The following is a 17,805-nucleotide window of genomic DNA, read 5'->3' as shown; positions in this document are numbered from 1 at the left end:
ACCGCACCCACGCCGACCGAGGGCGTGGGCGCGGGCGCGGGGTCTACCTCTTGTAACCCGCCACCTTGGCCACCCACTTGATGAAGTCCGCGGCATCCGTGTTCGCGCCGTGGCCCTCGTCCCAGTAGTAGGCGTGGTCGACGTGGTCGCCCAGGTTCTCCGCGGCGGCCGCGAGGTTGGCGGAGACCGTCAGCGAGGTGTCGGAGTCCTTCGTGCCGAGGCGGATCCACCACTGCTTGGAGCGGGCGGGGTTCTTCTTCCCGAGGTGGTACATGGGGTTCATCAGGTCGAGCATCTCGGGGATGTCGCTGTCGAGGCGCTTGGTGCCGAGGCCGGTGGTGTCGTGCTCCTGGCCGTATGCCGTGAAGTGACGCGCCTGCGTCGTGCCCTTGCCGAACTCGTTGTTCTCGCCCGACGACAGGTCGAAGGGGTCGAAGGCCGGGGTGTCCTTCTTGCGTGCGCCGACGTGGGTGAGGAAGTCCGCCCAGGTGAACGTCGCCTTGTCGTTCTTCCAGGTGATGAAGGTGTTGGCGGCCAGGTACGTCGTCCGGTCGGCGTCCGAGAGCGCGGCGAGGTACTTCGTCGCCGACGGCTCCAGGTAGACCTTCACCAGGTAGTCGTCGTAGTTGCGGGCCGTGAGCCTGCCGAAGTTCTGCAGGCCGCGCAGCTTGAGGCCCGCCTGGTACTCGGCGAACTGCGACTGGAAGGCGGCCGAGACGGTCCGGTCGACCTCGGAGCCGGACGAGAGCTTGTTGCTGCCCCAGTTGAACTCGTAGGCGCCGTCGGCGTGTTCGAGGTCGGTGATCGGGCACCAGGCGCCCGTCGCGAAGATCGCGTCGCCGGCGTCGGCGGCGCCGAGCTCCTTGAGGTACTTGGCGTAGATCCTGCTGTCGCCGGACGCGCCGAGGAGGGAGGAGAGCGCGCCGCCCGCGCTCGTACCGGTGGAGACGATGCGGTCCGTGTTGCCGGGGATGCGGCCCTTGTTGGCGCGGACGTAGCGGACCGCCGCCTTCAGGTCGACGATCGCGGCGGGTGCCGTGCCGTAGTACTCCCCGGCCGAGTTCGTGAGCGTACGGCCGCGGGCGCCCGGCTCGACGACGACGTAACCCGCCGCGATCCCGAGCTTGCCCAGGCTGACCATGCCGCCGCCCGTTCCGCCTCCCGTTCCGCCTCCCGCGCCGCCACCGCCCGTTCCGCCGCCCGTACCCCCGCCGGGCGGACCGCCGCCCGTCATGCCGCCGCCGCCCACGCCGTCGGCCGTCGAGACGTCCGAAGGCATGTAACCGCCAACGGAGTTGGCGAAGATGATCGGGGCGTGGCTCGCGTCGACCGCCTTGCCCGCGATCTTGACCGGGACGCTGACGTTGAGGCACTGGTACTGCTCGTCGACCGGAGCGGTGACGTAGGTGATGGCCTTGTAGAAGTGGTACTCCACCTCCACGTCGCCGTCGTCCGTGGTGATCGTCGTCGTGATGGTGGTGTACGCGTCCTTGTCGAACGCCAGGGACCCCAGCGAAGCCGCCGCCCCGGGTGCCGAGGACGAAGTGGTGTCCGCCGCCTGCGCGTTGAGCGCGAGACCGCCGACGGCCGCGGTGCCCGCCGCCGCACCTATCCCCATGACGACGCTCCTTCGGTTCACTGTTGCCCTGTGCTTCACCGTTGTCTCCTCTGCGGTCCCTGCGCTGCGCCCCGGTCGATCTCGGGCCTGCTGGCGAACGTAAAGCGGTCAGCTCTGGATCGTCAACAATTATGTTGACGATCTGGCGAATGCTAAGGAAATACTCAGCGGGGGGAGGGGACGCCCGAGGGGACCCGGGCCGCCGGATCGAACATCCGCAGACCCGTCAGGCTGACGAAGACCAGCGCGAAGACGCCCGCGAGTGCGAATGCCGTGAAGCCCGCCGTGTTCGATCCCGTGTCCAGGAGCTGCCCGCCGAGCCAGGGGCCGAAGACCGCGCCGAAGCGGCCCATTCCGGAGACCCAGCCCACCGCGGTGCCGCGGCTCTCGTCCGTGGAGCGGTCGGCCACCGTGGCGTAGATCATCGCCTGGCCGCTGAAGAGGAAGAAGCCGGTGAAGAAGACCACGGTGTACGTGAGAGCCAGCGCCATGTGGAAGCTGAGCGCGTAGATCCCGACAGCGGTGAAGGCGAACCACACGGCGCAGATCCGCGCACCGCCGAACCGGTCGGTGAGCCGGCCGCCGACCAGCATGCCGAAGATGCCGCCCAGGTTGATCACGATGGTGAAGCCGATCGACGAGCCGAGGTCGTAACCGGCGTTGCGCATCATCGTCGGCAGCCACTGGGAGAAGCCGTAGACCAGGAGCAGGCCGCCGAAGGACGCGAGCCAGTAGAAGAGCGTCTGCACCCACAGGTTGCCGCGGAAGAGGGTGGCGAGCGCACCCCAGCGGTCGCCCGCCTGCGGCTTCCCGGCGGGGGCGGTCAGCTCGACGCCGTATCGGGCCGCGAGGGCTCCGGCCTCCTCGTCGCGCCCCTTGGCCTGCAGGAACTTCAGTGATTCCGGCAGGTACTTGGCGGCCAGCGGGACACCGATGAAGAGCGGGACGACGCAGATCCAGAAGCAGGTGCGCCAGTCGCTGTCCGTCCACAGCGCCACGTAGCCGGCGAGGATGCCGCCCGCCTGGTGGGCGGTCATCAGGGAGCCGACGATCAGGGCGCGCTTGCCGCGCGGTGCGTACTCGCTGACCATCGTGATCGCGCTCGGCAGCAGCCCGCCGAGCCCGAGCCCGGTCAGGAAGCGCGCGGCGCTGAAGGTGCCGAGGCTGCCCGCCATCGCGGTGAGCGCGGAGGCCAGCGAGAAGACCGCCGTGGAGGCGAGGATCGTCTTCTTGCGGCCGATCCAGTCGCTGATCGTGCCGGAGGACAGGGCGCCGATGAGCATGCCGAAGGTGGCGTACGAGCCGACGTTCCCGGCCTTGTCCGGGTTGATGCCCAGCGCCTTGGTCTCGAACATGTGCGGCAGCACGGAGCCGTAGACGAACATGTCGAGGCCGTCGAAGAGGACGAGCAGCCAGCACAGGCCGATGACCAGCAGGGCGAGGCGGTTGCCGCGTGCGGAGCCGTCGCCGGTGGTGGCGGCGGGGGCGGGGGAGCCGGTCGCGTCGGTGGACGTGGAAGACATCGGGGACTTCCTCTCGTTCGGGACAGCGGTGTCCCTGGAGGGGGCTTCGTGAGAAGGGGGTGGGAGTGTGCGGATGACGTTAAGGACCATGGCCAGTAATCGTCAACGGTTTTGTCAACAATCCTAGAAACGGCCGTGTCCCAACCCCTTTGTGGTGCGCTGATGCCTTCTGCCGGGCTCAGTTTTCGAGCGGCGGGGTTTCGAGCGGAGGTGTTTCGAGCGGAGGGGTCCCGTGCGTATGGAAGGACTCGATGGTCTTCAGGCCCCAGGCCTGGCCCTTCTTCCGCTCGTTCTCGGTCCAGGTGATCAGCGGCCAGTCGGGCGCCAGGACGAGGCGGGTGAGCGGGTTGCAGAGCTCGACGCGGTTGCCGCCGGGCTCGTAGACGTACAGGAAGAACGTCTGCTGGATGGCGTGCTTGTGCGGGCCCGTCTCGATGAACACCCCTGTGTCCAGGGCGAGATCGGCCGCACGCAGGATGTCCTCGCGGGTGTCGGTCGCGAACGCGATGTGGTGCAGGCGGCCTTGCGTGCCCGACCAGTCCTCGGTGTAGACGATGTCGTACGACTTGCTGCTGAAGGTCAGCCACTGGGCGGCGATCCGGCCGTCGTCGAGGCGGATCTGCTCGGTGGGGCGGGCGCCCAGTTGGTCGCGGACGAAGTCGCCGCTGGGCTCCACGGACGCGGCCAGGAAGTTGACGTGGTCCAGGCGGCGTACGCCCACGCCGTGGCCGGGCTTGGCCTGCGGCTGGTTCTTCAGGCCGGGCTTGAGCTCGGGCGGGGCCTGGTACCACTCGCTCTCCCAGTACAGGGCGATCTCGTGGCCGTCCGGGTCGGTCGTGACGTACAGCCTGCCGATGCCCGGCTCGTCCTCGGTCCAGCGGCCGGGGCGGCCGCTCGCCTCGATCTCCTTGACCCGTCGGTGCAGCGCCTCCTCGCTGGAGGTGCGCAGGGCGGTGCGGCGTATGCCGGAGGTGGTGTGGGGGGTGAGCGTGAGGCTGTGGTGCTCGTAGTCGTCCCAGGTGCGCAGGTGGACGGAGTCCCCGGTGCTGCCGTTGACGGTCAGGCCGAGGTAGTCCGTGAAGAACCGGACGCTGGCGTCCAGGTCGGGCGTGAGCAGGTCCACGTGGCCGAGATGCGCGATGTCGCCGAGCGGCGGGGTCATGTGCGGCTCCTTCGTCCTTCAGAAGTGCGGTGCGGTGCGGCTTCGGCGGCGGGGCGGGGGAAGACCGTTCCGTCGAAGAGTTTCCGTGCGGTACGGACCACGGCCGTGCGACGGGCCACCGGTGGGGGGCCGGGCGCGATGTCGGCCTCGATGTCGAGGAAACCGGTGGGGTGTTCGATACGTACCAGGCCCGCCTGTGAGCTCTCTGAGGACAACTGCGCGATGCCCTCGCCGACCGAACCGGGTATCCGCAGCCCGGCGGCGACGCTCGCCGCGCCCAGGACGCCGATGGAGGTGTGGCAGCGCACCGGGATGAAGGTGCGCGTCGTGACCGCCCCTCCGTGCCGGGGCGGGGCGAGCAGGCTGAGCTTGGGCACGGTCGTCGTACCGACGTCGCCGAGTCCCATCAACTTCCCTGCTGAGAGCCGGAGTTCATGGAGGTGGGCGCGCAGGTCCTGGTCTTTCTCCAGGTCGGCCGGGTCCTCGTAACCGCTGATCCCCAGGTCGCAGGCGGCGATCAGGACGGTCGGCATTCCGTTGTCCACGCAGGTCACCGGGGTTCCGGCGATGCGGTCGAGGGCCCGGCCCGTCGGCAACAGCGGGCTCGGGCCCGGCGGGAACTCGATGACCACCGCCGCTGCCGTCCCCGGCACGCCGGAGATCGCGGTGGAGCCGCCGTACGCGACACGGCCGCCCGGGGTCGGGAAGGCCGCCGTGGCCAGGTCGCCGGTGTTGACCATCCGGATGCGTACGGAGGTCTGCTCGCCGCCGGGGCGCACGAGGCCGCGTTCCACGGCGAAGGGGCCCACCCCGGCGAGCAGGTTGCCGCAGTTCTGGCGGTCCGTCACCTCCGGTCGGTCGACGCCCACTTGGAGGAAGAGGTAGTCCACATCGGCGGCGGGGTCGGCCGAGGGGGAGACCACGGCGACCTTGCTGGTCAGTGGGTGCGCGCCGCCGATTCCGTCGATCTGGCGCGGGTCGGGGCTGCCCATGGTGCGGAGCAGCAGGTCGTCGCGTACGGCGGGATCGGCGGGCAGGTCGGCGGCCAGGAAGTAGGCGCCCTTGGAGGTGCCGCCGCGCATCAGCATGCAGCGGACCTCCTCGGGCGGCCCGGTCGTCACGGCCGGGTCCCGTCGGCGGTGTACTCCTCGTACGTCCGGTACCGGACACCGAGGCGTACGAGCGTCTCGCGCAGCCCGTAGCGGTCCAGGCCCAACTGGCCTCCCTGGAAGGCCGCCCGGGCCGCCGCCTCCTTCGCCTCGCGCGCCTCGCAGGCCGCCACGGCTTCGCCGGTGCGCTCGCGCGGGACGACCACCACGCCGTCGTCGTCGGCGACGATCGCGTCCCCGGGGCGGATCACCTGCCCGCCGATCGCGACCGGCACGTTCACCGATCCGCCCGTCGCCTTGACGCTGCCCTGCGGGGAGAGGGCCGCCGCCCAGCCGGGGAAGCCCAGTTCACGCAGCTCGGAGGTGTCGCGGATGCCCGCGTCGATGACGACCCCGCGCACCCCGCGCGCGGTGAGCGCGGTGGCGAAGAGCTCGCCGAACAGGCCGTCCGTACAAGGGGATGTGGTGGTGACGACGAGGACGTCGCCCTCGCCGCACTGCTCGACGGCCGCATGGATCATGAGGTTGTCGCCGGGCCAGCACACGACGGTCACCGCGGTGCCCGCGATCCGAACGTCCTGCTGGACGGGGCGCAGCCCGAGTCCGAGGCTCCCGGTGCGGCCGAGCGCCTCGGACACGGTGGCGGTGCCGTACGCGGAGAGCGCGTCCACGTCCTTCGCCGGCGCCTTCGGAGGGTTGGTGACGATCACGCCGGGCATCAGGCCAGCTCCTTGGTGATCTGCGGGAACGGACGCATGTAAGCCTCCGCCATGGTCCTGTGCGCCAGGCCGAGATTGGGGCCCGCGTTCCGCTTGAGCTGGACTCCGCGCCGTACGGCCAGATCCGTGTAGTAGTCCCACAGGTGCTGCTGGGCGCCCAGGCACTCCATGGCCTTCCGCTTCGTCTCCCAGACCTCGGTGATGTCGAGGAGCACCTCGGGCTTGAAGCCGCTCATCTCGGGCTGGTGCGGTTCGAAGAAGAAGACGGGCGGGGCGCCGATGATCTCGCCGGGGCCCGGGTAGCCGATGGCCTGGGCGAGGACGCGGGCCTCCAGGGCCATGCGGTGTGCGGCCGGGTGGTCGCCGTTGTACGGGTCATTGGCCGGGTGGGTGAGGACGACGTCCGGCTGGGTGTCGCGGTAGACCTCGACCAACTGGTCGGTCAGCTCCGGCGATACGAGCAGCGGGTAGTCGCCCGCGTCGAAGAAACGGACCTCGGCGCCGAGCGCGGCCGCGGCCTTCTCGGCCTCGTCGCGACGCAGCGCCTTGATCTCCTCCAGGGACTTCCCCTCGCGCCAGGCCTTCGCCGATTCGCCGCGCTCGCCGAAGGTCAGGCACGCGACGGTGACCTTCTCGCCCCGTGAGGCGGCCAGCGCGATGGCTCCGCCGGCCCGCCAGACGAAGTCACCGGCGTGCGCGGTGACGACGAGCGTCGATCGTGGGGGTGCGGGTGGGGTGGTGGGCGCCGTGCCGTGGGTCATGGGCTGAATCTCCTTGCTGGGACAGGAAGGTCGGCCCACCTCGGTGGCGCTCCACGCGCTCCATGCGCTCCACGCGCTGTTCGCGTTATTCGCGCAATGCGTCGATCACGCCTGCCAGGTGGGCACGGACGGACTCTTCGGCCGCCTTCGGGTCCCTGGACGTGATCGTCTCGATCATGGCCAGGTGTTCACCCAGGGACTGCTGGGGCCGCCCCGGTCGCAGCGCGAGCTGGAAACGGTGGCGCACCAGCTGGCCGTTGAGCCGGTCAAGAAGCTCCACGGCCACGGGCTGGCCGGAGAACTCCCTGATCAGGGAGTGCAGTTGATGGTTGAGCTCGGAGTACGTCACCGGCTCGCCGTTCGCGACCGCCTTGGACATCGCGGCGCCCACGTCGGCCAGTTGCGCCAGCTGCTCGTCGCTCGCGGCGACGGCGGCCTTCGCCGCGCACAGCCCTTCCAGGGCCATACGGCACTCGGTGATGGCGACGGCCTCCTCGACCGTCACCACCCGTACACGCGATCCGCGGTTACGGATCCGCTCGACCAGTCCCTCGGCCGCCAGATCGATCAGCGCAGCCCTGACGCTGGCCCGCGTCACACCGAACTGCTCGGCGAGCTCGTTCTCCACCAGCCGCTGGGCCGGTGCCATGTCGCCTCGCAGGATGGCCTGCCTGAGCTGCGTCAGAGCCTGCTGCTTCGCTTGCTCTCCGGTGCCCGAACGGGGTTGGTCCGGCATCGTTTGCCCTCCCTGGGTGAGTGCCTGTCGAACCTAAATCTAGGGCAACAGGATTGTCAACAATTTTGTCCAAGGTGCACTGAGGGGCGCGCGGCACCGGCATGCGCGCCCGGATGTGACGCACCTCGCGTCGGGCGGCGGCACGGCGGGCCGCATATGCACTGACCAGGAAGAGAAGCGGAGGAGCTTACCCACCGCGGCTGCGCTTCATACGTAATCGGACGAGGAACCTTCGCCTATGCGGCTGAACTTTTGTTGATCGAGGGTGAGTTGGGCGGCCCCGGGGCCTACCCTTCAACAGGTGAACCAGTTGATGTCCCGCGATCCCGATGCCGGTGCCGACGCCGATTCCGACGCCGGAGCACCGCTCCTCGGCGCGCTTCCCGACGAACTGCGCGCCGAACTGATCGCCTTCCGGCGCGATCTGCACATGCACCCGGAGCTCGGCAACCAGGAGTTCCGCACCACGGCCGCGATCAAGACACGGCTCGAGGCGGCGGGGCTCGTACCGCGCGTGCTCGACACCGGCACCGGCCTGATGTGCGACATCGGCGCCTGGGACGGCGTACGGCCCATGCTCGCCCTGCGCGCGGACATCGACGCACTGCCCATTCCGGACACCAAGGCCGACTGTGCCTACCGCTCCACGGTCCCCGACCGGGCACACGCCTGCGGCCACGACATCCACACCGCCACCGTCCTCGGGGCCGGGCTCGTCCTGGCCGCCCTCGACCGGCAGGGTCTGCTCCCGCACGCGGTCCGCCTGATCTTCCAGCCGGCCGAGGAGGTCCTGCCCGGCGGCGCCCCCGACGCCATCGACTCCGGTGTCCTGGACGGGGTCGGGAAGATCATCGCGGTGCACTGCGACCCCAAGGTCGACGCGGGCCGCATCGGGCTGCGTACGGGACCCATCACCTCGGCCTGCGACCGCCTCGAGATCACCCTGGACGGCCCCGGCGGCCACACCGCGCGCCCCCACCTCACCACCGACCTGGTCACCGCGGCCGCGAAGGTCGTCACCGAGGTGCCCGCCCTGCTGGCGCGGCGCATCGACGCCCGCTCGGGACTCGCGCTCACCTGGGGGCGCATCGAGGCCGGCCACGCCTGCAACGTGATCCCGCAGCACGCCGAACTCTCCGGGACCGTACGGTGCCTGGACCTCAAGGCCTGGCACGACGCCCCCGACCTGGTCCACGCGGCGATCGTCGAGATCGCCGACCTGCACCGGGCCAAATCGGTCGTGGAGTACGTACGGGGCGTGCCGCCCGTCGTCAACGACCCCGCCGTCACCGAGCTGCTGCGCGACGCGATGACGGCGCGGCGCGGCGCCTTCTCGGTCGAGGACACCGAACAGAGCCTGGGCGGCGAGGACTTCTCCTGGTACCTGGAGAAGGTGCCGGGCGCGATGGCCAGGCTCGGGGTCCGCACCCCCGGCGACAGCGCGCGCGGAGATCTGCACCGCGGGGACTTCGACGCGGACGAAAAGTCCATCACCGTAGGGGTCGAACTCTTCACGGCAGCAGCATTGTTGGACGGTCAGGACTGATTCGTCCGGCTCGTTCACCGGGACGTAACCGGCGGTCGGCACGAATCGGTAACGGCACCGTCAAAGCACATTCCCAGGACCATCTACGCGCGTTACGCTGCGCCGAACTCAGCGCCCAGAGCGGCGCTTTGGCTGAAGGAGCTTCCGTTGCGCCGTATATCCAGGCTGTCCGGAGTTGCTGTGGCGGTCGCCGCCATGGCCCTCGCAGCTTCCGCTTGTGGAAAGACCAGCACCGACTCTTCGTCGTCGAAGCCGTCCAGCGGCAGCACGGGCGCCTCGACCGGCTACAAGGGCAAGGGAATCGGCCTCGCCTACGACATCGGCGGCAAGGGCGACCAGTCGTTCAACGACGCCGCCTACGCAGGCTTCGAGAAGGCCGAGAAGGACTTCAAGGTCGGCGGCCTGGATGTCGAGCCGTCCACCGGTGAGACCGCCGCCGACAAGATCCAGCGGCTGACCACCCTGGTCCAGCAGGGCTACAACCCGGTCATCGGCGTCGGTTTCGTCTACGCCGACGCGGTGAAGGCGGTGGCCGCGAAGAACCCGAACGTCACCTTCGGCATCATCGACGACTCGACGATCAAGCTGAACAACGTCGCCGACCTGGTCTTCAGCGAGGAGCAGGGCTCCTATCTGGCGGGCGTCGCCGCGGCCAAGTCGACCAAGACGAAGACCGTCGGCTTCATCGGCGGTGTCGAGACCCCGCTGATCAAGAAGTTCGAGGCCGGGTTCGTCCAGGGCGTCAACGACACGGACAAGTCGGTCAAGGTGCTCAAGCAGTACCTGACGCAGCCGCCGAACTTCGACGGGTTCTCCAAGCCGGACCTCGGAAAGGCCGCCGCGCAGGGCCAGTTGGACAAGAAGGCGGACGTCGTCTACCACGCGGCGGGCCTGGCGGGCCAGGGTGCGATCGAGGCCACGGCCGCCCGTAAGGCGTGGGCGATCGGCGTCGACTCCGACCAGTACAACCAGAAGGCGCTCGCCTCCTCGAAGGACTACATCCTCACGTCCATGACGAAGGACGTCGGCGGCGCCGTCTACTCCCTCGTGAAGTCGGTCGTCGAGGGCAAGCCGCTCTCCGGCGAGCAGCGCTTCGACCTGAAGTCGGGCGGGGTCGGCCTGGCCGCATCGAACCCGAAGTACACCGCGATGGCCGATGTGGTGGCCGCCGTGGACAAGGCCAAGGCGGCGATCATCGCCGGGACGATCACGGTCAAGGCAACGCCGTAACAAGATCATTGAGCGGGCGGGGCGCGGGGGTCCGAACCCCCGCGCCCCGCCCGCTTTGCTGCCCGTAACAGGTGTATGCGACACGTACGCGCGGTGAGACACAGCCCGATAACAGGTGGACTTGGGGGGTTTTATGTTCTGTCTACGCGCGTTACGCTGCGGCGGAGCCAGCGCCTGTACGGCGCAGTACCGAAGGAGCACTTCCCTATGCGCCGGGTTTCTCGAATAGCGGTTGCAGGCGCTGCAACCACCGCCCTCGCCCTCGCCCTCTCCGCCTGTGGTGGTACGTCCACCGACTCCACGGGCAGCAGCAAGAAGGCCGGCGAGTCCAAGGGTGTAGCCCTGGCGTACGACGTCGGCGGCAAGGGTGACCAGTCCTTCAATGATGCCGCGTACACCGGCATGAAGAAGGCCATGGACGAGCTCAAGATCGGCGGCAAGGACGTCGAGCCGTCGGCCGGCGAGGCCACCGCCGACAAGGTCCAGCGCCTGGAGTCCCTCGCGCAGGCCGGTTACAACCCGGTCATCGGTGTCGGCTTCGTCTACGCGGACGCCGTGAAGCAGGCCGCCGCGAAGTACAAGAACGTGACCTTCGGCATCATCGACGACGAGACGGTCAAGGCCGACAACGTCGCCGACCTCGTCTTCAGCGAGCAGGAGGGCTCCTACCTCGCCGGTGTCGCCGCCGCGAAGACGACCAAGACCAACACCGTCGGCTTCATCGGTGGTGTCGAGACCCCGCTGATCAAGAAGTTCCAGGCGGGCTACGAGCAGGGCGTCAAGGACGCCTCGGGCGGCAAGGTCAACGTCAAGTCGCAGTTCCTGACCCAGCCCCCGAACTACGACGGCTTCTCCAAGCCCGACCTCGGCAAGGCCGCCGCCCAGGGCCAGCTCGACGCGGGCGCCGACGTGATCTACTCGGCCGCCGGTCTGGCCGGTCAGGGCTCCATCGAGGCCGCCGCGACCGCGGGCAAGTGGGCCATCGGCGTCGACTCCGACCAGTACAGCCAGTCGGCCCTCGCCAAGTACAAGGACCACATCCTCACTTCTGTGACGAAGTCGGTATCCGAGGCGGTGTACAACCTGGCCAAGTCGGTTCAGGATGGCAAGCCCGAGACCGGCGTCGTCCGTGCGGACCTCGCCTCCAACGGCGTCGCGCTCGCCACCTCGAACCCGGCCTTCACCAAGATGACCGCGGTGCAGACGGCGGTCGAGCAGGCGAAGAAGGACATCGCGAGCGGCAAGATCAAGGTCAAGACCACTCCGTAATCACAGCGATACGGCCGTGGAACGGGGCGCGGGGAGGATCAACCTTCCCGCGCCCCTTTCCACGGCTCGGCAGTAACTCCGTTGAAGCAGGGGACCTACGCGCGTAGACCTCCCCTTTCCCGAGGAGAGTGCGCTATCAACGCGTCCACCAGCCCGCCGGCTCCGTCCCCGGCATCCGGCACGGCACTCGCCGTGGAACTGACCGGCATCACCAAGCGGTTCCCCGGCGTCGTCGCCAACCACGACATCCACCTCAGCGTCCGCAAGGGCACCGTCCATGCGCTCGTCGGTGAGAACGGCGCCGGCAAGTCGACGCTGATGAAGATCCTCTACGGCATGCAGAAGCCGGACGAGGGCACCATCGCCATCGACGGAGAGCAGATAGCCCTCTCCACCCCGGCCGACGCGATCAACCGCGGCATCGGGATGGTCCACCAGCACTTCATGCTGGCGGACAACCTGACCGTCCTGGAGAACACCGTGCTGGGCAGCGAGAAGCTGCACGGCATCGGCGGGGCCGCCCGCAGGAAGATCAAGGAGATCTCCGAGCGGTACGGGCTCGGGGTCCGCCCCGACCTCCTCATCGAGGACCTCGGCGTCGCCGACCGTCAGCGCGTGGAGATCCTCAAGGTCCTCTACCGCGGTGCGACGACCCTGATCCTCGACGAGCCGACCGCGGTCCTGGTGCCGCAGGAGGTCGACGCACTCTTCGACAACCTGCGCGAGCTCAAGTCCGAGGGCCTCGCGGTCATCTTCATCTCGCACAAGCTGGGCGAGGTCCTGTCGGTCGCCGACGAGATCACGGTCATCCGGCGCGGTACGACGGTCGGCACGGCCGTCCCCGCCGAGACGACCCCGCGCCAGCTCGCCGAGCTGATGGTGGGCAGCGAGCTGCCGACGCCCGAGACGAGCGAGTCGACGGTGACGGACAAGCCGGTGATCGAGGTCGAGGGCCTGACGGCCTCCGACAAGGGCACCGTCGGGCTCAGCAACGAGACCTCCGCGGGCATGCTGATGTCCGAGGTCGGCCACAGCGGCGAGAAGCTGACCCTCGACAACATCACCTTCACCATCCACGCCGGTGAAGTCATGGGCATCGCGGGTGTCGAGGGCAACGGCCAGACCGAGCTCATCGACGCCCTCATCGGTCTCAGGCACGCCGACGCGGGCACCATCCGCTTCCTCGGCGAGGAGATCACCTCGACTCCTACGCGCAAGCGCCGCGAGCAGGGCATGGGGTACATCCCCGAGGACCGTCACCGTCACGGCCTGCTCCTCGAAGCGCCCCTCTGGGAGAACCGCATCCTCGGTCACGTCACCGAGCGCCCCAACTCCAAAGGCTTCTGGCTGGACCCCAAGTCCGCCCAGGAGGACACGCGCCGCATCGTCAAGGAGTACGACGTCCGTACCCCCGGCATCGACGTCACCGCGGCCTCCCTCTCCGGCGGCAACCAGCAGAAGCTGATCGTCGGCCGCGAGATGAGCCACAAGCCCCGCTTCCTCATCGCCGCCCACCCCACGCGCGGTGTGGACGTCGGCGCGCAGGCGCAGATCTGGGACCAGATCCGCGAAGCCCGCCGCGAGGGACTGGCCGTGCTGCTGATCTCCGCCGACCTGGACGAGCTCATCGGGCTCTCCGACACCCTCCGGGTGATCTACAACGGCCGCCTGGTCGCGGATGCCGACCCGGCCACCGTCACCCCGGAAGAACTGGGCTCGGCGATGACCGGCGCGGCTTCCGGCCACCTTGAGCACGTCGAAGAAGACGCCGCAGCAACCGACGTCGTAGAAGACGGTGAGGCCCGATGAAGAAGTTCTCCAAAGAGCGCGTGCTCCTCGCGCTCGCCGGACCGGCCATGGCCCTGGTGATCGCCGTCGCGCTCACCTCGATCATCCTGCTGGTCTCGGGCAAGAGCCCGATCGAGCCGTACACCCTGATGTTCCAGCAGGCCGGGTTCTCCGACGTGCAGGTGCTGATCATCAACCAGGCCGGCATGTACTACCTGGCCGCCCTCGCGGTCGCCATCGGCTTCCGGATGAACCTCTTCAACATCGGCATCGACGGCCAGTACCGCCTCGCCGCGATGACCGCCGCCGTCGTCGGCGCCTCGGTCTCGCTGCCCGGCTTCCTGCAGATCCCGATGCTGCTGATCGTCGCGATGCTGACCGGCGCCCTCTGGTCCGGGATCGCGGGCGTCCTCAAGGTCACCCGAGGGGTGAGCGAGGTCGTTGCCACGATCATGCTCAACTCCATCGCGACCAGCCTGATCGCCTGGCTCACCCTGACCGACCACCTCGGTGTCGCGGTCGGCAACAACCAGACGACCGGCATCATGTCGAAGTCCGGCTGGTTCCCGGGCATCTCGATGGGCTCGGCCGGCAACATCTACGGCTTCGTGATCGTCGCGGCCGTCATCGGCTTCCTGTACTGGCTGGTCCTCAACCGCACCCGCTTCGGCTTCGACCTGCGCGCCTCCGGCGCCTCGGAGTCGGCCGCCGCGGCGAGCGGTGTGAACTCCAAGCGCATGGTCCTCACGGCGATGCTGCTCTCCGGCGGAATGGCGGGCCTCGCGGGCATGCCGATCCTGCTCGGCGACACGCACACCTTCGACCTGACCTTCCCGAGCACCATCGGCTTCACCAGCATCGGCATCGCGCTGCTCGGCCGGAACAACCCGGTCGGCATCGCCTTCGCCGCACTCCTCTGGGCCTTCCTCGACAAGGCGTCCCCGGCGCTGGACTTCGCCGGGTACCCCAAGGAGATCGCGGTCATCATGCAGGCGCTGATCGTGATCGCGGTCGTCGTCTCGTACGAGGTCGTACGCGGCTGGGGCCTGCGCCGCCAGCAGCAGCGCGTCGGCGAGGAGCTGGCCAAGGCCGCCCGTAAGAAGAAGAACTCCGACATCACGAAGGAGGTGGCGGTCTGATGGCTACGGCAACCGTCGCCGGGACGCCGAAGGCGAAGCCCGGCCAGTCCGTCAGGAACAAGCTCACCCTCCCCGTGCTGATGCTGCTGATCGCGGGTGTGCTCGCGCTCACCTCGCTGGTCCGCATCATCACCGGTGCCGACGGCATCACCGACGTCGGCCAGATGTCCACCGCCCTGCAGCTCGCCGTGCCGATCGGCCTCGCCGGACTCGGCGGCCTGTGGGCCGAGCGCGCGGGCGTCGTCAACATCGGCCTCGAAGGCATGATGATCCTCGGCACCTGGTTCGGTGCCTGGGCCGGTTTCCAGTGGGGCCCGTGGGTCGGACTCCTCTTCGGGATCCTCGGCGGTGCGCTGGGCGGACTGATCCACGCGATCGTCACGGTCACCTTCAACGTGAACCACATCGTCTCCGGTGTGGCGATCAACATCCTGGCGCTCGGCATGACGCGCTACCTCTCGAAGTTCGCCTTCGAGGGCAAGGAAGGCGGCTCCTCCAAGCAGTCGCCGCCGGTGGACTCGCTGGGATCCTTCACGGTGCCGGGTCTGGCGGACTGGCTCTCCGACCTGAACCACAAGGGCTGGTTCCTGATCTCGGACATCGCGGGACTGCTCGGCGGCCTGGTCACCAACGTGTCCTGGCTGACGCTGATCGCCATCGCGCTGGTCCCGTTCACCTGGTGGGCCCTGTGGCGTACGTCCTTCGGTCTGCGGCTGCGCTCCTGCGGTGAGCACCCGGTCGCGGCCGAGTCGCTCGGCGTGAACGTCATCAAGTACAAGTACCTGGCCGTGATCATCTCGGGCGGCTTCGCGGGCCTCGGCGGCGCGTTCCTCTCGATCGTCTCCGCCAACTTCTACCTGGAGGGTCAGACGGGCGGCCGCGGCTACATCGGTCTCGCCTCGATGATCTTCGGCAACTGGATGCCCGGCGGACTGGCGCTCGGCGCCGGCCTCTTCGGCTACACCGACAGCCTCAACCTGCGCGGCGGCGGCACGAACGTCCACGCGCTCCTGCTGCTCCTGGCGATCCTGCTGGTGCTCGCGGTGGGCTGGCTGCTCTGGAAGAAGCGGTACGTCGCCGGGCTCGTCACGACGGCTGTCGCGGCGCTGGTGCTCGCGTGGTACCTGTTGACGGACGAGGTGCCGAGCCAGTTCGTGACGGCCACGCCGTACGTGGTGACCCTGCTGGTCCTCGCGCTCTCGGCGCAGCGGCTGCGGATGCCGAAGGCGGACGGGATGCCGTACCGGAAGGGCCAGGGCAAGTGACGGACCAGGCGGTCGCTGTCGACTGGACCGCGCTGCGGGACACGGCCCGCGAGGCCATGTCCCGGGCGTACGCGCCGTACTCGGGCTACCCGGTCGGCGCGGCGGCCCTGGTCGACGACGGCCGCACCGTCTCGGGCTGCAACGTGGAGAACGCCTCGTACGGACTCGGCCTGTGCGCCGAGTGCGGCCTGGTCTCGACGCTGCAGGCCACGGGGGGCGGGCGCCTGACGCACTTCACGTGCGTGGACGGCTCGGGCGAAGTCCTGATGCCGTGCGGGCGCTGCCGCCAGCTGCTGTACGAGTTCGGGGGCCCGGAGCTCCTGCTGGAGACCTCCGCCGGGGTGCGGACCCTGGCGGAGATGCTCCCGGACGCGTTCGGCCCCCAGCACTTGGTCGGATAGCCCGGACCGGCCCGAGCGGGGCCGGTCCGTCCTCGATCTCCCCCTGGTCCTTGAGAGCTCGGGGGAGATCGGGGACGAAGCGCGGCCGGAGGTCGCGCAACGCCCGCCCCACCCCCTTGTGCAACCGGACCCCGTCTGCTCGTATAGGGCATCTACGCGCATAGACCCTTCCTGGAAGGAACCCCGCTCCATGACCATGGACGCCATCTCCGTCATCCGCACCAAGCGCGACCGCGAGCGACTCAGCGACGACCAGATCGACTGGGTCATCGACGCCTACACGCGCGGCGAGGTCGCCGACGAGCAGATGTCCGCCCTGGCCATGGCGATCTTCCTCAACGGCATGGACCGCGCCGAAATCGCCCGCTGGACCGCAGCGATGATCAACTCCGGCGAGCGCATGGACTTCTCCGCCCTCCCGCGCACCACCGCCGACAAGCACTCCACCGGCGGCGTGGGCGACAAGATCACCCTCCCGCTCGCCCCGCTCGTCGCGGCCTGCGGAGCCGCCGTACCGCAGCTCAGCGGCCGTGGTCTTGGTCACACGGGCGGCACGCTCGACAAGCTGGAATCGATCCCCGGCTGGCGCGCTGACATCACCAACGCGGACATGATGCGCACGCTCACCGACGTCGGCGCGGTCATCTGCGCCCCCGGCAGCGGCCTCGCTCCCGCCGACAAAAAGCTCTACGCGCTGCGCGACGTGACCTCCACCGTCGACTGCATCCCGCTCATCGCGTCCTCCATCATGTCCAAGAAGATCGCCGAGGGCACGGGCTCGCTCGTCCTCGACGTGAAGGTCGGCTCCGGCGCCTTCATGAAGGAGATCGGCACGGCGCGCGAGCTCGCCGAGACGATGGTGGGCCTCGGCAAGGACCACGGTCTGCACACGGTCGCGCTCCTCACCGACATGGCGACCCCGCTCGGCCTGACCGCCGGAAATGCCCTCGAAGTCCGGGAATCCGTCGAGGTGTTGGCAGGCGGCGGCCCCTCCGACGTCATCGAGCTCACCCTCGCCCTGGCCCGCGAAATGCTCGACGCGGCGGGCCTGAAGGACGCCGACCCGGCCAAGGCCCTCGCCGACGGCTCCGCCATGGACGCCTGGCGGCGCATGATCGCGGCGCAGGGCGGCGACCCGGACGCGGCGCTGCCCACGGCCCGCGAGACCCATGTGGTCACCGCCCCCACCACCGGAGTCCTGACCCGCCTCGACGCCCTGGGCGTCGGCGTCGCCGCCTGGCGGCTCGGCGCCGGCCGGGCGCGCAAGGAGGACGCGGTCCAGATGGGCGCGGGCATCGAGATGCACGCCAAGCCGGGCGACGTGGTGCTCGCGGGCCAGAAGCTGCTGACCCTCCACACGGACACCCCCGAGAAGTTCGCGTACGCCCTCGAATCCCTCCAGGGTGCCTACGACATCGCCCCCGCGGGCACCGAGTTCACGGCGGCCCCGATCCTCATCGACCGCATCGCCTGATCAGCCGGATCAGCCGGATCAGCCGGATCACCCTGATCAGCAGGGTCAGAATGTGAGACCGTCCG

The 17,805-nt window shown here is 69.2% G+C and carries 15 protein-coding genes; 8 read left to right on the top strand and 7 right to left on the bottom strand.

Annotated features, from left to right (window positions below):
• Positions 1 to 43 precede the first annotated feature (43 nt).
• From AB0H78_RS10795 to AB0H78_RS10765, 7 genes are all read right to left on the bottom strand, one after another.
• Positions 44 to 1,618 (bottom strand): subtype B tannase, encoded by a 1,575-nt coding sequence (locus AB0H78_RS10795; RefSeq protein ID WP_363233924.1) that lies wholly within the window; start codon positions 1,616 to 1,618, stop codon positions 44 to 46.
• Between the two features lie 164 nt (positions 1,619 to 1,782).
• Positions 1,783 to 3,141 carry an aromatic acid/H+ symport family MFS transporter gene (locus AB0H78_RS10790; RefSeq protein ID WP_363233923.1) on the bottom strand — a complete coding sequence of 453 codons (1,359 nt, stop codon included), beginning with the start codon at positions 3,139 to 3,141 and terminating at the stop codon, positions 1,783 to 1,785.
• A 178-nt stretch (positions 3,142 to 3,319) separates the two neighbouring features.
• The gene (locus AB0H78_RS10785) at positions 3,320 to 4,303 is read right to left on the bottom strand and encodes a catechol 2,3-dioxygenase (protein ID WP_363233922.1); all 984 of its coding nucleotides are present in this window, start codon (positions 4,301 to 4,303) and stop codon (positions 3,320 to 3,322) included.
• Positions 4,300 to 5,391: a 4-oxalomesaconate tautomerase gene (locus AB0H78_RS10780; RefSeq protein WP_363234113.1), complete on the bottom strand. Its 1,092-nt coding sequence runs from the start codon at positions 5,389 to 5,391 to the stop codon at positions 4,300 to 4,302. Before AB0H78_RS10780 ends, AB0H78_RS10785 begins: the two co-directional genes overlap by 4 nt.
• Before the next feature lie 29 nt (positions 5,392 to 5,420).
• Positions 5,421 to 6,131 carry a 4-carboxy-4-hydroxy-2-oxoadipate aldolase/oxaloacetate decarboxylase gene (locus AB0H78_RS10775; protein ID WP_363233921.1) on the bottom strand — a complete coding sequence of 237 codons (711 nt, stop codon included), beginning with the start codon at positions 6,129 to 6,131 and terminating at the stop codon, positions 5,421 to 5,423.
• Entirely contained in the window at positions 6,131 to 6,892 is a 762-nt protein-coding gene (locus tag AB0H78_RS10770) for a PIG-L deacetylase family protein (RefSeq protein WP_363233920.1), read from the bottom strand. Before AB0H78_RS10770 ends, AB0H78_RS10775 begins: the two co-directional genes overlap by 1 nt.
• 85 nt (positions 6,893 to 6,977) lie before the next feature.
• Complete coding sequence (locus AB0H78_RS10765; protein WP_363233919.1) at positions 6,978 to 7,628, bottom strand: GntR family transcriptional regulator; 651 nt, start codon at positions 7,626 to 7,628, stop codon at positions 6,978 to 6,980.
• 313 nt (positions 7,629 to 7,941) lie between these two features.
• On the opposite strand from AB0H78_RS10765, the gene AB0H78_RS10760 reads away from it, so the two are divergent.
• The 8 genes from AB0H78_RS10760 to AB0H78_RS10725 all read left to right on the top strand — a co-directional run bounded on the left by AB0H78_RS10760 (position 7,942) and on the right by AB0H78_RS10725 (position 17,740).
• Positions 7,942 to 9,174, top strand: coding sequence for an amidohydrolase (locus tag AB0H78_RS10760; RefSeq protein ID WP_363234112.1), 1,233 nt, complete (start codon positions 7,942 to 7,944; stop codon positions 9,172 to 9,174).
• A gap of 147 nt (positions 9,175 to 9,321) precedes the next feature.
• Positions 9,322 to 10,404: a BMP family ABC transporter substrate-binding protein gene (locus tag AB0H78_RS10755; RefSeq protein WP_363233918.1), complete on the top strand. Its 1,083-nt coding sequence runs from the start codon at positions 9,322 to 9,324 to the stop codon at positions 10,402 to 10,404.
• Positions 10,405 to 10,611: 207 nt separating this feature from the next.
• Positions 10,612 to 11,673 carry a BMP family ABC transporter substrate-binding protein gene (locus AB0H78_RS10750; RefSeq protein ID WP_363233917.1) on the top strand — a complete coding sequence of 354 codons (1,062 nt, stop codon included), beginning with the start codon at positions 10,612 to 10,614 and terminating at the stop codon, positions 11,671 to 11,673.
• A gap of 135 nt (positions 11,674 to 11,808) precedes the next feature.
• Complete coding sequence (locus AB0H78_RS10745; RefSeq protein ID WP_363234110.1) at positions 11,809 to 13,482, top strand: ABC transporter ATP-binding protein; 1,674 nt, start codon at positions 11,809 to 11,811, stop codon at positions 13,480 to 13,482.
• The gene (locus tag AB0H78_RS10740; protein WP_363233916.1) at positions 13,479 to 14,600 is read left to right on the top strand and encodes an ABC transporter permease; all 1,122 of its coding nucleotides are present in this window, start codon (positions 13,479 to 13,481) and stop codon (positions 14,598 to 14,600) included. The genes AB0H78_RS10745 and AB0H78_RS10740 overlap by 4 nt, the downstream gene beginning before the upstream one ends.
• Positions 14,600 to 15,865: an ABC transporter permease gene (locus AB0H78_RS10735; RefSeq protein ID WP_363233915.1), complete on the top strand. Its 1,266-nt coding sequence runs from the start codon at positions 14,600 to 14,602 to the stop codon at positions 15,863 to 15,865. Before AB0H78_RS10740 ends, AB0H78_RS10735 begins: the two co-directional genes overlap by 1 nt.
• Positions 15,862 to 16,266 carry a cytidine deaminase gene (locus tag AB0H78_RS10730; protein WP_363233914.1) on the top strand — a complete coding sequence of 135 codons (405 nt, stop codon included), beginning with the start codon at positions 15,862 to 15,864 and terminating at the stop codon, positions 16,264 to 16,266. The genes AB0H78_RS10735 and AB0H78_RS10730 overlap by 4 nt, the downstream gene beginning before the upstream one ends.
• A gap of 196 nt (positions 16,267 to 16,462) precedes the next feature.
• The gene (locus AB0H78_RS10725) at positions 16,463 to 17,740 is read left to right on the top strand and encodes a thymidine phosphorylase (RefSeq protein ID WP_363234108.1); all 1,278 of its coding nucleotides are present in this window, start codon (positions 16,463 to 16,465) and stop codon (positions 17,738 to 17,740) included.
• The last annotated feature ends 65 nt before the right edge of the window (positions 17,741 to 17,805 follow it).

The organism is Streptomyces sp. NPDC050738, assembly GCF_040654175.1.
Lineage (GTDB): Bacteria > Actinomycetota > Actinomycetes > Streptomycetales > Streptomycetaceae > Streptomyces.
This window is presented reverse-complemented; position numbering and strand designations above follow the sequence as displayed.

Bases quoted from the DNA above. Each gene is read 5' to 3' on its own strand.
- AB0H78_RS10795 (WP_363233924.1), bottom strand. From the start codon at position 1,618: ATGGGGATAGGTGCGGCGGCGGGCACCGCGGCCGTCGGCGGTCTCGCG.
- AB0H78_RS10790 (WP_363233923.1), bottom strand. From the start codon at position 3,141: ATGTCTTCCACGTCCACCGACGCGACCGGCTCCCCCGCCCCCGCCGCC.
- AB0H78_RS10785 (WP_363233922.1), bottom strand. From the start codon at position 4,303: ATGACCCCGCCGCTCGGCGACATCGCGCATCTCGGCCACGTGGACCTG.
- AB0H78_RS10780 (WP_363234113.1), bottom strand. From the start codon at position 5,391: ATGCTGATGCGCGGCGGCACCTCCAAGGGCGCCTACTTCCTGGCCGCC.
- AB0H78_RS10775 (WP_363233921.1), bottom strand. From the start codon at position 6,131: ATGCCCGGCGTGATCGTCACCAACCCTCCGAAGGCGCCGGCGAAGGAC.
- AB0H78_RS10770 (WP_363233920.1), bottom strand. From the start codon at position 6,892: ATGACCCACGGCACGGCGCCCACCACCCCACCCGCACCCCCACGATCG.
- AB0H78_RS10765 (WP_363233919.1), bottom strand. From the start codon at position 7,628: ATGCCGGACCAACCCCGTTCGGGCACCGGAGAGCAAGCGAAGCAGCAG.
- AB0H78_RS10760 (WP_363234112.1), top strand. From the start codon at position 7,942: ATGTCCCGCGATCCCGATGCCGGTGCCGACGCCGATTCCGACGCCGGA.
- AB0H78_RS10750 (WP_363233917.1), top strand. From the start codon at position 10,612: ATGCGCCGGGTTTCTCGAATAGCGGTTGCAGGCGCTGCAACCACCGCC.
- AB0H78_RS10740 (WP_363233916.1), top strand. From the start codon at position 13,479: ATGAAGAAGTTCTCCAAAGAGCGCGTGCTCCTCGCGCTCGCCGGACCG.
- AB0H78_RS10735 (WP_363233915.1), top strand. From the start codon at position 14,600: ATGGCTACGGCAACCGTCGCCGGGACGCCGAAGGCGAAGCCCGGCCAG.
- AB0H78_RS10725 (WP_363234108.1), top strand. From the start codon at position 16,463: ATGGACGCCATCTCCGTCATCCGCACCAAGCGCGACCGCGAGCGACTC.